This window comes from Candidatus Binatia bacterium, assembly GCA_023150935.1.
Taxonomy (GTDB): domain Bacteria; phylum Desulfobacterota; class Binatia; order HRBIN30; family HRBIN30; genus JAKLJW01.
Window position 1 is genome coordinate 28,124 of record JAKLJW010000028.1, and the last position, 13,292, is coordinate 41,415.

A 13,292-nucleotide genomic window follows, 5' to 3' on the forward strand; every position below is an offset into this window, starting at 1 on the left:
TATGTGGGCTGGATTTTTCACATACGCCGGGGTATGTCAACACGAATGCGGCGCCGCGCGAAGAAACCGGTCAAGCCCCCCCGTGGAGGTAGGAATTCCGGATCGCGCGTGCCGTCCGGCAAGATGCGCGCGGCCGAACGGGGGACGGGCAGCCGCGACGACGCCAAGCGCGAGACGCGCGAGGCGCTGGTCCGCGCCGGTCTGGAGGAGTTCGCCGCCCGGGGGCTCGACGTCCCCAGCCTCGATGCCATCTGCGCGCGCGCCGGGTACACGCGGGGCGCGTTCTATGTCCATTTCAAGGACCGCGACGACCTCATCGTCGCGGCGATGGAGTCGGTGATCGGAACGTTCCTCGATGCGGTGGTGATGTCGAACCGCGGGGCCGACGACCTCGAGGAGACGGTGACGCGCTTTCTCGGCGCCGTGGTCGACGGCAATGCGCTCACCGGCGGCAGCGGCTCGATGCGCACCCATCGACTGCTCGACGTCTGCACGCGTTCGCCGCAGGTGCGGGCGCGGTTTCTCGAGTTGCTCCACGGCGCCCACGAGCGTCTCGTGCGCACCGCGAGCGCCGGACAGGCAGCCGGAACCGTCCGGCGCGACATTCCGGCCGAAGCGGTGGCAGGCATGCTGGGTACGCTGGCGATGGGAGTCGTCCAGCTCTACGAACTGGGAGCGCCGGTCGACGTCCCGGCCCTGCGGGCGGCGGTGCTCAAGGTGCTTGTAACTCCGGCTGCAGCCCCGGCGGCGCGGCCGGGCAAGGATGCGTTAGCGGGCGAGGTTCGCCGCCGTAGCCCACGGGTCATCCGCCCGCGCGCCCGGGCCGGCACCCGGCAAGGCGGGCCCTGAGCGACCGCGACGCCGGCACCCCCCGGCCCGCGCCCGACGATCCCGGGCGAACTCGATGCCGGAGGAGTCGTCGCAAGTCCAATCTCCTCTACTATCGGCCGCACCGCCCGATCTACAGCGCGTCGGTCCCGCGCTCGCCGGTGCGGATGCGGACGATGTCATCCACCGAAGACACGAAAATCTTGCCGTCGCCGATGCGCCCGGTGCGCGCGGCGCTTTCGATCACCGCCGCACATGCCGCCGCCTTGTCGTCGGCTACCAGCAACTCGATCTTGATCTTCGGCAGGAAGTCCACGACGTACTCCGCGCCGCGGTAGACCTCCGAGTGTCCCTTCTGTCGGCCAAAGCCCTTGACCTCGGAAACGGTCATCCCCTGCAAGCCCTCTCGAGTGAGCGCTTCCTTCACCTCGTCGAGCTTGAACGGCTTGATGATGGCCTCGATCTTCTTCATGAGCGCTCCTTGCGTCCGGGCAATTCATCCGCCGCACTGCGGCCGGCGCTAGAACGCCAGCAGCAACTCGGTGGCGACGATGTTCTGTCCGTTCACGAACGACTTCTCGTACTGGTAGATTTCCTTATTCGCTTCGTCGTGGCGGTACTCGGTGCGCCAGAGCAGACTGTCGAGCAGTCGCACGGTCACCGTCGGCGCCGTGATTTCCCATGCCGTGATCCCGCCCGTAACCGCCGGGTTCACGCTCATACCCCGCGTGTTTTGCGAGTCGACGAACACCTCGGCCCGCAGCGCCAGATCGATGCGCTCCGTTGCCTGCCAGATCGTGTAGCCCGCAAATCCCCACCAGTCGGCGCTGTCCTCGTTGTTCGGCCCGAGCAGCCGCGACTGGCTGCCGTAGTCGCCTTCCAGCACGAACGTCAGCGTGTCGAGCGGCCTTGCGGTCACAACCCCCGTAACCATCCCCAACTTCGAAGCCGACGACGGCGCATTGTAGGAGTTGCCCGGCGGATTGGCCGTCTGCTCCGGCCCGTATATCCCGGCGAAGTAGAGCGACAGGAAGTCCGCCGGGTTGATACCCAACCCACCGAGAAAACTGATGCCCGAGTTGTTGTCGACCGGGTTGTCCCAGCCGTTCACCAGAGCCGCGTCGACGGTCACGTACTCGCCGACGGGCATGCTCGCCAGGAGGCCGGTATGCGTAAACGGCACCGCATACCCGAACAGCATCGCATTCGTCAGGTTCGGGTTGAAGTTCGTCCAGGTCTTGAACACCTCGTAGCCGAGCAAGGTCACGAACTTTCCGCCCTTGAGGGTAATGCCGTCGCCCACCGGTATCTTGTACGTCAGGTACGCATCGCGCAGGTCGAAGGAGTCGGCGCTCTCGGCGCCCCCCGGCGGCGGCGACGAGTTGCTCCAATACGTCACCGACCCCAGCGTTTGCGCGGTCTTGCCGAAGTCCATACTGACGAAGAACCCCCAGGCCGAGTCCTCCTTCTGGCGCAGCAGAAACAGCGCGGCATCGTTCAGCATGAAGTTGTTGGCGTCGGTGTCGACGGGAATGCCGGTGTTGGTACGCCAGGCAGGCTTGTTGAAGTTGTACAGGTAGTCGAGGGCCACGAGCGCGTGGAACTCCACCCCGAGCTTTTCGGCGATGGTCGCCTCCGCCGCCTTGACCTGAGCCTCGATCGCCTCGATGCGCTGCCCCACCGTCTTGGAGTCGCTCGCTTCGGCAGCGGCCTGGGCATTGACCTGCTTCTCAAGGGCGTTCACCCGCGCCTCCAGAGCCCGCATTTCCCGATCCGCCACGGTCTTGCCCTGCCCCCACACGCTCGTCGGCACCGCCGCGACAGTCAGGGCCGCCGCCACCGCCACCCACCTGAGTACGATCCTCTCGCTCATGGCATCTCCGCTCCTTTTTCGCCCTAGTGTGCGCCCCAGCAGTCGTCGCTCGGCGCCGGCATTGCCTGCCGGAGCAACGGCAATGCCAGCACGAACCCACACCGGTGCGGCGCGATGCGGCGGTCGCAGCGCGGGGAGGATCGACGACCTGCCCAAAGGAGCTGCCGAACAAAGAGGCGCCTGCCGCAAATGCAGGCAGCAGTTGGCGCCCGCTCGACTTACATCCGATGCTTGAAGGTCTGTCCGTCGCGCATGACCAGGACGACGCGGTCGGCGTCCTGCAGCACGCCGATATCGTCGAGGGGTTGGCCGTCGACGACGATGAGGTCCGCACGCTTGCCGGCCTCGACGGTGCCGATTTCGTCCGCGAGACCGAACAGCTCGGCGTTCGTACGCGTCGCCGACAGAATCGCCGCGTGGGCGCCGAGGACCTCCGCCTTGAGTCCGAGCTCCATGCTCTTGAACGGCTGCATGGCCGCCAGCACGTCCGAGCCGGAGCAGATCTTCAATCCGGCGGCCCGGGCCACTTCGAGAGAAGCCAGACCGCGCTCCTTGGCCTTGTCGATCTTCGCGATCATTGGCGCGGGGACGCCCTCGGCTTCGCCGTGGGCGCTGATCAGGAAATAAGTCGTCAGCGTCGGCACGAAATACGCCCCGGCCGCACGCATGCACGCTGCCGACTCTTCGTCGATGAAGTTACCGTGCTCGATACTGCGCACGCCGGCCGCCACGGCATTCATGATGCCCTGCGGAGTATAGACGTGGGCGAGGGCGATCTTGCCAACGGTACGCGCCTCGTAGCACGCGGCAGCCATCTCCTCGATGGTGAACTGGGTATGCTCGATCTCGTCCGTCGGCGACATGCAGCCGCCGCCGGCCATGAGTTTGATGCCGTGCGCACCCGTACGCAGGATGTCGCGAGCCGCGTGGCGCATGGCGTCGGGCGAGTCGCAGATGCGCGGCGTCGCAACCAGCCCGTGAATGCCGCGCAGCGGCTCCTCGACCATCGACGGATCGCGCCAGTCGCCGTGTCCCCCCGTCTGCGTCAGGCACCCGCCGACGAACAGGATGCGGGGACCCTTCACGTAACCGCGCTCGGTTGCCTGGGCGAAACCCCAGTCGAGGCCGAAGGCGTCACGCACCGTCGTGAACCCCGCCTGCAACGTCTGCTCGAGCACCTCTTTGACGCGCAGAGCCACGGTGGCAACCGAATCGCGGCGGGCCTTGTACGGATCGATCTCGATGATGGCGGCGTGGATGTGCGCGTCGGTAAGCCCGGGCATCAGCGTCCGGCCTCCGCAGTCGATCACGCTCGCTCCGGTCGGCAGCGGCGGCTGGGCACCGCGGGCCACCGCGGCGATGCGCTCCCCGTCGACGATCACGGTCGACCGGGGAGCGGGATCGGCTCCTGTGCAATCGATCAAAGTGCAGTCATGGAATACGGTGGTGGCCATCGAACCCTCCCGGCTCCGACTCGCGTCCGCCGCCGGAATTGACCGCGCGGCCACGGCACTGTTACGTTCGGCCCGCGGGCTGTCAACTTATGGTCGCTGCCGGCATGGATGCTCCCAGCTCGATCGGCCGCTATCTGATCGATCGGCTCTCCGCCCTCGGGGTGCGTCATGTGTTCGGGGTCCCCGGCGATTACGTGCTTGGCTTCTTCGCGGAGCTGGCGGGCAGCTCGCTGACGGTCGTCAACACCTGCGACGAGCAGGGTGCCGGGTTCGCCGCCGACGCCTATGCGCGCGTCAACGGCATCGGGGCTGTGTGCGTCACGTACTGCGTCGGCGGCCTGAAAATCGCCAACACCACCGCGCAGGCCTTCGCGGAGAAGTCGCCCGTGGTCGTTATCAGCGGCGCACCGGGCACCGCCGAGCGCGCCAGGAACCCCCTGCTGCACCACAAGGTACGCGACTTCGACACGCAATTCAGGGTCTTCGAGCAGCTCACCTGTGCCGCTACCGTACTGAACGACCCGCAATCGGCGCGGCGCGAGATCGAGCGCGTGCTCGGCGCCACGGTGAGGCATAAACGGCCCTGCTACATCGAGCTGCCGCGGGACATGGTGCGCGCGCCGGCGCCGCCGGTGTCGGCAGCGGCAAGCGCTCCCGAAGCCAGCGACCCCGATCGCCTGCGCGAGGCGCTGGACGAGGCGGTCGAGATGATCGAGAACGCGCGCCAGCCGGTCATCGTAGCCGGCGTCGAGCTGCACCGTTTCGGCCTGCAAGACATGCTCGTGCGGCTCGTCGACGCCACCGGCATTCCGGTGACCGCGACTCTGCTCAGCAAGTCGGTGATCGCCGAGGCGCATCCGGCTTATCTTGGGGTCTATGAAGGCGCGATTGCCCACGACGACGTGCGAGCATATGTCGAGTCGAGCGACTGCCTCGTGCTGCTCGGTGCACCGCTCAGCGATATCGACCTCGGTATCTTCACGGCCCGTCTCGAGCCGGCCAGGTCGATTGCCGTTACCAGCGAAAAGACGTCGATCCGCTTTCATACCTACGAGCAGATCCGGCTCGAGGATTTCGTGCGCGGTCTGCTCGCCGCCGGTCTTGCCAGACGTTCGGCAACGAACATCCCGCGGCCGGCGCCACCGGCGGCTTTCGTCGCCACCCCCGGCCGGCCGGTAACGGTCGAGCGCCTCTTTCAGCGACTCAACGCGTTTCTCGCCGACGACACGGTGGTGATCGCGGATCCCGGCGACGCCTTGCTGGCGGGTGCCGATCTGTTCATCCACGGCCGCACCGAGTTTCTTTCGCCCGCCTATTACACGTCCCTCGGCTTCGCAGTGCCGGCGAGCATCGGCGTCCAGCTCGCCAATCCGTCGCTGCGGCCGTTGGTCTTGGTCGGCGACGGGGCCTTTCAGATGACCGGGCTCGAACTGTCGACCAGCCTCCGATACGGCCTTAACCCGATCGTCGTCGTTCTGAATAACGGCGGCTACGGTACCGAGCGGCCGATGCAGGACGGTACGTTCAACGACATCCTGCCGTGGCGCTTCGATCGCATCCCCGAGGTGCTCGGTGCCGGCGTGGGCTTCGCCGTGCGCACGGAAGACGAGTTGGATGTCGCCCTCGAGCGCGCTCGGGCAACGACGGACACCTGCGCAATTCTCGATGTCCGGCTCGATCCCGACGACGTCTCGGCCGCGCTGCGCCGCCTGACCGCGTCGCTCGCCCGCCGCGTCCGCCACCCGTGACACCGACCTCGCACTGCCGCCCGCGCGCGGAGCGCGCGTGCGTACACTGCTCAACGCGCGCGGAGCGCGCGTTACACCTGAGGCTGCCGGCACGCGCAAGATGCGCGCATGCACACACTGCCGAACGCGCGGCGCGCGCGTTCCACCGCTTGCGGCCGGCACCCGCTTGCGCCAAAATCCGGGAGTGAACGAGCGCGAACAGATCGTCGAGGCGCTGCGCTTGCTGACCGAGCGGTGCCCGCGACTGGTCGAGCTCTGCTACTGGGCGGGAACTTCGGCAATTGCCGTGGAAGAGCTGAATCACCGCCGATCCTTCGATCTCGATTTTCATACCTGCTCGGCGCTGGAGGATGTGAGGCCAATCCTCGCAGAGATCCAGACCGCGTTTCGCGGCAAGGTCGCCGTCGTTCAGGCGCCCGATCGCTTCGGATCCGGCTTCCGCATCGTGCTCGCCTTGCCGGTTGGAGTGGACATCACCCTGGAGGTGCTGTCGAACTTCGAAGACGTTTCCCCGGACGAGATCGTTGCCAGCCGTACGGTCCCTGCCGTCAAACGCGTCACCCTCCGCCGCTACCTGGCGGACAAGATCCAGTGCGTGGCCGAAAGGGTCGAGGCGCGCGATCTGTTCGACATCGGGGCGGCATTGCAGGCACACCCCGAACTGGAGCCCTTCGTACGGGCGGTACTTCGGCGCCAGGATGCCCTCCTCCTGGCCGAAAGGCTCCTGTCGTGGAGCGACACGGACATCGAGAAGGACCTTGCGGCGTATCCTGACGTCCCCGCACGGGCGGCCGCTGCCACCCGCGACCTGCTGCTCCGCTGGCTCAAAGAACAACCGCAGCGGAGGAATATGTCGTGAAGCGCACCTTCAGCTTCGCCACCAGCATGGGCTCAGTTTCGACGCGCCTTCCGGATGGCAGGACTGTGACCCTACCCGTGGTGCATGGCATCATGAAGCACCCGACGCCCGCGGCGCTGCCCGCACTGCTCGTCAACCCCGATGCCGCGCGCAAGTACACGGTAGAGGCCCTGCGTCACGCCGCGTGGCCGGTGTTGCGCCTGTTCCCCCCCGAGTGGCTGCGCGAGTGCCTCGACGACGCACGGCTGCAAGGACCGCGAAGAAAGGCCGTCCTGTTCTTGCTGCGCTGACGCCCGCGGAGCGCGCGTTTCAGGGGCTGCCGGTCGGGATGCGCGGTTGTCATTGCCGGCGTTCGGCGATAAGTCCCGACCGTCCAGATCTGCGCCGCACGACTGGAGACGAGCGCCAACCATGCCGACCAGGTACCGCATCTGTCCGCTGTGCGAGGCCACCTGCGGGCTCGCACTCACCGTCGAAGGGCGCGGCGTAACCGCCGTGCGGGGCGACGACGCCGACGTGTTCAGCCACGGCTTCGTCTGCCCCAAGGGCGCCGCCCTGGCCGACCTCGACACCGATCCCGACCGCCTGCGCGAACCGCTCGTCCGCCGCGACGGCGTCCACGTGCCGGTATCGTGGGAAGACGCCTTCGCCGAGGTCGAACGTCGCCTGACGCCGATCGTGGCCGCGCACGGCACCAACGCCGTCGGCGCCTACGTCGGCAATCCCAACGCCCACAACCTCGCCCTGCTCACCTACGGACAGGTCTTCCTCCGGGCCCTGCGCACCCCCAACATTTTCAGTGCCAGCACCGTCGATCAGATTCCGAAGCAGCTCGCCTGCGGACTCATGTTCGGCAGCTTTCTCAGTGTCCCCGTGCCCGATATCGACCGCACCGATCTGCTGGTCATCCTGGGCGCCAATCCGGTCGACTCCAACGGTAGCCTGTGGACGGTACCCGACTTTCCGGGCCGACTCCGCGCGCTCAGGCAGCGCGGCGGCCGCTGCGTCGTCGTCGATCCGCGACGTACCCGCACCGCCGAGGCCGCCGGCGAACACGTCGCCATTCGTCCGGGTACCGACGCGCTGTTCCTGTTCGCCATCGTCAACACGCTGTTCGCCGAAGGCCTCGTGCGCCCGGGCTCGCTCGCCGACCTCGCCACCGGCAGCGACGCCGTGCGCACCGCCGCCGCCCCGTTCACCCCGGCAGCGGTGGCCGCGGCCTGCGGCATCTCAGCGGACACAACGCAACACCTCGCTCGGGACCTCGCCGCCGCCGAACGAGCTGTGGTCTACGGCCGTATCGGCACCTGCGCGCAGACCTTCGGCACGCTGGCGAGCTGGCTCGTGGACGTCATCAACATCCTCACCGGGCACCTCGATCGCCCGGGCGGCGCCATGTTCCCGCTCGCCCCGGCGTTTGCCGCCAACGCCGAGGGCGCATCCGGGAGCGGCCGCGGCGTCCGCATCGGTCGGCGCCACTCGCGGGTGCGCCGGGCACACGAGGTCATGGGCGAACTCCCGACCGCCTGCCTCGCGGAAGAAATCGAAACTCCGGGCGAGGGGCAGATTCGGGCCCTCTTTACCGTCGCCGGCAACCCTGTACTGAGCACGCCGAACGGCGCCCGTCTGGCGCGCGCCCTCGACCGGCTCGAATTGATGGTGAGCGTCGATATCTACCTCAACGAAACGACGCGCCACGCGGACATCGTACTGCCGGGATTATCGCCGCTCGAAACCGGTCATTACGATGTCGTTTTCCCGCAGCTCGCTTACCGCAACGCCGCGCGCTACTCCCCGCCGGTGTTTGCTCCGCCGTCTGGCCGGCCCACCGAATGGGAGATCCTCCTGCGCCTCGCCGGTATTGTCATGGGTCAGGGTGCCGGGGCCGATTTGCGGAGCCTCGATGACTTTGTGATCGGCGCTCAGGTGCAACGCGCCGTCGACAACCCCCACTCGCCCGTGCACGCCCGCGATGCAGGGGACATTTTCGCCGCCCTTGCACCCCGGGTCGGCCCGGAACGGCTCGTCGACCTCGCCTTGCGTACAGGACCCTACGGCGACGCCTTTGGGGCGCGTCCAGGCGGCCTTTCGCTGGCTCGGCTGGAGGCCGAGCCGCACGGCGTCGACCTCGGCCCGCTCGCGCCGCGCCTGCCGGACCTGTTGCGCACCCCCTCGGGAAAGATCGAACTCGCCCCGCGGGCGATCATGGGCGACGTCGCGCGGTTGCGGGCCGCGCTGAGCGACGGCGGCGGCGAACGACCATTTCGCCTCGTCGGACGCCGGCACCTGCGCTCGAACAACTCCTGGATGCACAATCTGCCGAGCCTGAGCGGCGGGCGTGACCGGTGCACCCTGCAAGTGAATCCGGCCGACGCCGGCCGTCTCGGACTCAGCGACGGCAGCCGGGCGCGGATTACGTCGCGCGCCGGGAGCGTCGAGGCAGCCGTCGAAGTGACTGCGGCCATCATGCCCGGCGTGGTCAGTCTGCCGCACGGTTGGGGCCATCACCTCGACGGCACACGCCTGCGTCTGGCCGCCGTGCGCCCCGGAGTGAACAGCAACCTGCTCACCGACGAAGAGGCGCTCGATCCGATCTCCGGCAACGCCGTGCTCAACGGCATTCCGGTCAGCGTCGAGGCGGCGGCGCGGTAGTCCGGTGCGGAATCGCGGCGCACACGCAGAGCGAAGCGCGGGGTCGGCACTCGGAGCGGCGCCGAGCGGCGTCGTGACGGCCCCCGTGGTCTACGTTGCGCTGGCGAAGGCGGCGCTGAACCTCGCCGTCACACTCAACGACAACTACTTCCGCGACGAGTTTTACTACCTGGCCTGCGCCAGACGGCTGGCCTGGGGATATGTCGATCATCCGCCGCTCTCGATCGCCCTTCTCGCCACAAGCCGGACGCTGCTCGGCGACGGACTGGTGGCCATTCGGCTGCCGGCGATACTTGCCGGAGGCCTGGCCGTGATTCTGGTCGGGATCCTGACCCGCGCGATGGGCGGCGGGCGCACGGCCCAATGGGTCGCCGCACTCGCCTTCGCCGTGATGGGTACGTCGCTGGTGTTTCCCAGCTACTTCTCGATGAACGTCTTCGATCAGGTGTTCTGGCTGCTCGCTGCGCTGATCGCGGCAGTCATTCTCGGCGGTGGCGAGGCGCGATTGTGGCTGCTCTTCGGCGTCGTCGTCGGCTTCGGTCTGCTGAACAAGCTCAGCATCGGCTTTTTCGTCTTCGGCTTGATGGTTGGACTCGCCCTGTCGCCAAGGAGGCGTCAGTTGCTGAGCCCATGGTTGTGGGCCGGTGGCATCACGGCGGCTGCGCTGCTGACTCCGCATCTCGTCTGGCAGGTCTCCAACGGCTTCCCGACCGCAGAGTTCATCCGCAATGCCCAGACTCTGAAGATCGTCGCGCAGCCGCCGCTTGCCTTCCTTGGCGCTCAGGTACTCCAGGCCAATCCGGCCACCCTGCCGCTCTGGCTCGGCGGCCTCGCCGCGCTTCTGCTGATGCCGTCGCTGCGCCCGTACCGGCCACTGGGGATCGCCTTCGTCGCCGTACTCGCCTTGTTCCTGTTCCAGCAGGCGAAGCCCTATTACCTCGCCCCCGCCTATCCGCCGTTGCTCGCCGCCGGCGCCATCGCGCTCGAACGCTGGCAGGCTCGACGACCCAGGGCGTTGATGGCGCCGGCAGCCGGCGTCGTCCTCGTCGCGGGCGGTGCGGTGATCGCGCTGGCGAGTCTACCCATCCTGTCCCCGGCGGCCTACGAGCGCTTCGTCGACGCGATCGGCCTCGAGGTCCCGCAAGAGGAACGTCACGATCTCGGCCAGTTGCCGCAAATTCTCGCCGACCGTCACGGCTGGGAGAACCTCGCGATCAGCGTCGCCCGCGTGTACTCGGCGCTGCCACCGGAGGAGCGCTCGCGGGCCGTGATTCTCGCGGCCAACTATGGGCAAGCCGGCGCCCTGGAGTTCTACGCGCCGCGCTACGGGTTGCCGCCGGCGATCAGCGGCCATAACAACTACTGGCTCTGGGGGCCGGGGCCGGCGACGGAAGAGGTCATCGTCACCATCGGGCTGCCGGCCCAAGATCTGCAGCCATACTGCCGCTCCGTCGAGCAGGCAGGCATCGTGGTTTCTCCGCACGCCGTGCCCCGGGAGAACAACCTGCCGGTGCTGGTCTGCCGAGGTTTGCGCATGCCGCCAACGCGGCTCTGGCCGTTCTTGAAGAGATACGTCTGAGTTCGCCGCTGGCCGTTCACGCCCGCGTCGCCGCCGATAATGCGAACACGCGATCCGCATTGGCACGCAGGATCGCGCGGCGTGCCTCCGGCCGCTTCTCCGTCACAATGAGGACCTTCGCCAGCGTGGCGGCCAGCGGGTAGAAGGGCCAATCGCTGCCGAACAGCAGCCGCTCGGTACCGACCTGCGCAATGATCCGATCGAGTTGCGTGACACCCTGCCCGGTGATCTCCAGCCAGACGTTGGGATAGGTTCGCGACAGCTCCATGGCGTCGGCGACGTCGCGGGCGCCGGCATGTCCCATGACAAACTGAACGCGCGGAAACGCCCGCACGGCACCCACGTAGCGCCGGATGAGGGCGTACTTGCGCATGAACGTCGGTTCGATGCCGGATCGGCCGCCATGGAAGATGACGACGAGACCCAGTCGTTCGCACTCGGCATAGATCGGCATCATGTCCGGATCGTCAGGGAAGACGCGCTGCATCTCGGGATGGACCTTGAGGCCCTGCACCCCCTGAGCTGCCGCAGCCCGCAGGCGCTCGCGCCAACGTCCGTCCGACGGGTGCACCGAGGCAAACGGGGTCAGCCGGTTTCCGGCGTGGGCCGCACGGATCGCCGCCAGCCAACGCTCGGTCAGATCGTCGCCAAACGGCAGGCCGACCGCAATCGGCAGGATGTTCACGCGCTCGCAGCCGATCGCGTCCATTTCCGCCAGCAGGTTCGGGATCGTGTGGGTTGCCGCGGCGTTACTGCCGAACAGGATCTGACCGCGGGCTTCGCGTTCGAGATCGTCGTGCATCTCCGGCGTAAAGGCACTGTTGATATAGACGTCGAGGTCGAGGCGACACCCGGGGTCGTGGCGGTCGCAATCGAGCATATACTCGATGCGTGGGGTGCGCCTCATCAGGTCGATGTCCGGCGCGAACAGAAAGTTCATGCCGAGGTGGACGTGGAAGTCGACGAACCGCGGCAGGCCCGTCACCTTGAGTTGCAGCAGCCCGTCGGAGTTGACCTCGAAATAAGGCAGGCTGGCAAGGCCGCGATAACCCTGCACGGTCAGGGGCCCGTAGGGGCCTTGCCCGGACGCGGCCGCCTCCGCCTCGATCTGCCGGTCCAAGGACACCGCATCTTCCGGCGTGTAGTCGCCGGAGCGGCCACACCCGGCAAACGCCGCCGCAGCCGCCCCGGCGAGCACTCGCAAACACTGGCGACGGTCGATTTCATTCATCTTCTTGCTCATACGGCCCCCGTCCGTCCCCCGGTTCGGCGGTCCGACACCTGCCGCCACGTCATTCCGGCGGATTAGGGTTTACCCCAATACGACTAAGGGTTTTTCCTATCTTGTTAAGACCCGGCAATTCAAACTATTTTTCTGTCAGTTCTCAAATGTCTGGCGTTTGGAGCTTCCGGCCCGCTTGAGGACGCCTCCCCCGCGCCACGGTCGAGGCCTCCAGAGAGGGGGGCACTTACGGGGTCTGCGCCGCAAGGCGCAGACCCCGTGCCGCGTTTGCGTCCCTCGCACGCTTGCAACCCTGCCTTTCGAGTGCGACATAGGCGAGACGCGTTGCCGGTGGGAGGATGCAGGCCGGAGAACGCCATCGGACCGCAACCGACGCATGGCCAAAAGATTCACGACGGAGGCGGCCGCCGCCGAGGGACCGAACCGTTGGTTCTTCGATCTGTGGTCGCTGATTTACGATCTGCCGATCGTGCAGTGGGCCGCGTACCGGCCGGTCCACGACGCGGTGGTCAGCTCTTTGCGCCGTGGCCGCATACGACAGGTCCTCGACATCGGCTGTGGAACCGGACAACTCGCCACGCGTTTGCAGGAAGATCTGCCGGGGGTGCGGGTCGTCGGTTGCGATTTCTCGGCGGGTATGTTGGCGCGCGCCGCCGCCCGTAGTGGTCGCGTGCGCTGGGTGCGCGGCGACGCGGGGCGTCTGCCGTTCGACGACGGGAGCTTCGACGCCGTCGTATCGACAGAGGCATTCCACTGGTTCCCGAATCAGCCCGCCGCGCTACGGGAGTTCCACCGGGTCCTGCGGCCCGGCGGTCGCCTGCTGCTCGCGCTGGTGAACACCCCGTCGACGACGATAAGCCACGCGGTGCGGGTAGCGTCTCGACTGCTCGGCGAACCGTTCTACTGGCCCAGCACCGCGCAGATGCGGCGCCGGGTGGAATCCGCCGGCTTTCGCGTCGCTGGCCAGCGGCGGGTGTTCCGCCTGGCGGGTACGCTCATCTTCCCGCCGGTATTGACCGACGCTGTCCGCCCCGGCCGCCGGCGGCAGTAGGGGCG

General features: G+C 67.5%; 11 protein-coding genes. 7 read left to right on the forward strand and 4 right to left on the reverse strand.

All coding sequences use genetic code 11. The annotated features are described in order from the left end of the window. Positions 1-108: 108 nt before the first annotated feature. Entirely contained in the window at positions 109-849 is a 741-nt protein-coding gene (locus L6Q96_15950) for a TetR/AcrR family transcriptional regulator (protein MCK6556050.1), read from the forward strand. A 112-nt stretch (positions 850-961) separates the two neighbouring features. Here the strand turns inward: L6Q96_15950 and L6Q96_15955 are convergent, their stop codons facing one another. The 3 genes from L6Q96_15955 to L6Q96_15965 all read right to left on the reverse strand — a co-directional run bounded on the left by L6Q96_15955 (position 962) and on the right by L6Q96_15965 (position 4,155). Then, positions 962-1,300: a P-II family nitrogen regulator gene (locus L6Q96_15955; protein ID MCK6556051.1), complete on the reverse strand. Its 339-nt coding sequence runs from the start codon at positions 1,298-1,300 to the stop codon at positions 962-964. A 48-nt stretch (positions 1,301-1,348) separates the two neighbouring features. Then, positions 1,349-2,701, reverse strand: coding sequence for a porin (locus L6Q96_15960; protein ID MCK6556052.1), 1,353 nt, complete (start codon positions 2,699-2,701; stop codon positions 1,349-1,351). Between the two features lie 218 nt (positions 2,702-2,919). Then, positions 2,920-4,155, reverse strand: coding sequence for an amidohydrolase family protein (locus tag L6Q96_15965; protein MCK6556053.1), 1,236 nt, complete (start codon positions 4,153-4,155; stop codon positions 2,920-2,922). Between the two features lie 104 nt (positions 4,156-4,259). Between L6Q96_15965 and L6Q96_15970 the strand changes: the two genes are divergently transcribed. From L6Q96_15970 to L6Q96_15990, 5 genes are all read left to right on the forward strand, one after another. Continuing rightward, positions 4,260-5,903, forward strand: coding sequence for a thiamine pyrophosphate-dependent enzyme (locus L6Q96_15970; protein ID MCK6556054.1), 1,644 nt, complete (start codon positions 4,260-4,262; stop codon positions 5,901-5,903). 37 nt (positions 5,904-5,940) lie between these two features. Then, complete coding sequence (locus L6Q96_15975) at positions 5,941-6,762, forward strand: nucleotidyl transferase AbiEii/AbiGii toxin family protein (protein MCK6556055.1); 822 nt, start codon at positions 5,941-5,943, stop codon at positions 6,760-6,762. Beyond that, positions 6,759-7,052: a hypothetical protein gene (locus L6Q96_15980; GenBank protein ID MCK6556056.1), complete on the forward strand. Its 294-nt coding sequence runs from the start codon at positions 6,759-6,761 to the stop codon at positions 7,050-7,052. The genes L6Q96_15975 and L6Q96_15980 overlap by 4 nt, the downstream gene beginning before the upstream one ends. A 121-nt stretch (positions 7,053-7,173) precedes the next feature. Next, complete coding sequence (locus L6Q96_15985) at positions 7,174-9,414, forward strand: molybdopterin oxidoreductase family protein (GenBank protein MCK6556057.1); 2,241 nt, start codon at positions 7,174-7,176, stop codon at positions 9,412-9,414. Positions 9,415-9,487: 73 nt separating this feature from the next. After that, positions 9,488-10,993 (forward strand): glycosyltransferase family 39 protein, encoded by a 1,506-nt coding sequence (locus tag L6Q96_15990; protein MCK6556058.1) that lies wholly within the window; start codon positions 9,488-9,490, stop codon positions 10,991-10,993. A gap of 16 nt (positions 10,994-11,009) precedes the next feature. Here L6Q96_15990 and L6Q96_15995 read toward each other — a convergent pair whose 3' ends face one another. Beyond that, positions 11,010-12,236, reverse strand: a complete 1,227-nt coding sequence (locus L6Q96_15995; GenBank protein MCK6556059.1) for an amidohydrolase family protein — start codon at positions 12,234-12,236, stop codon at positions 11,010-11,012. 376 nt (positions 12,237-12,612) lie between these two features. Between L6Q96_15995 and L6Q96_16000 the strand changes: the two genes are divergently transcribed. Beyond that, positions 12,613-13,287 carry a methyltransferase domain-containing protein gene (locus L6Q96_16000; protein MCK6556060.1) on the forward strand — a complete coding sequence of 225 codons (675 nt, stop codon included), beginning with the start codon at positions 12,613-12,615 and terminating at the stop codon, positions 13,285-13,287. Positions 13,288-13,292 lie beyond the last annotated feature (5 nt).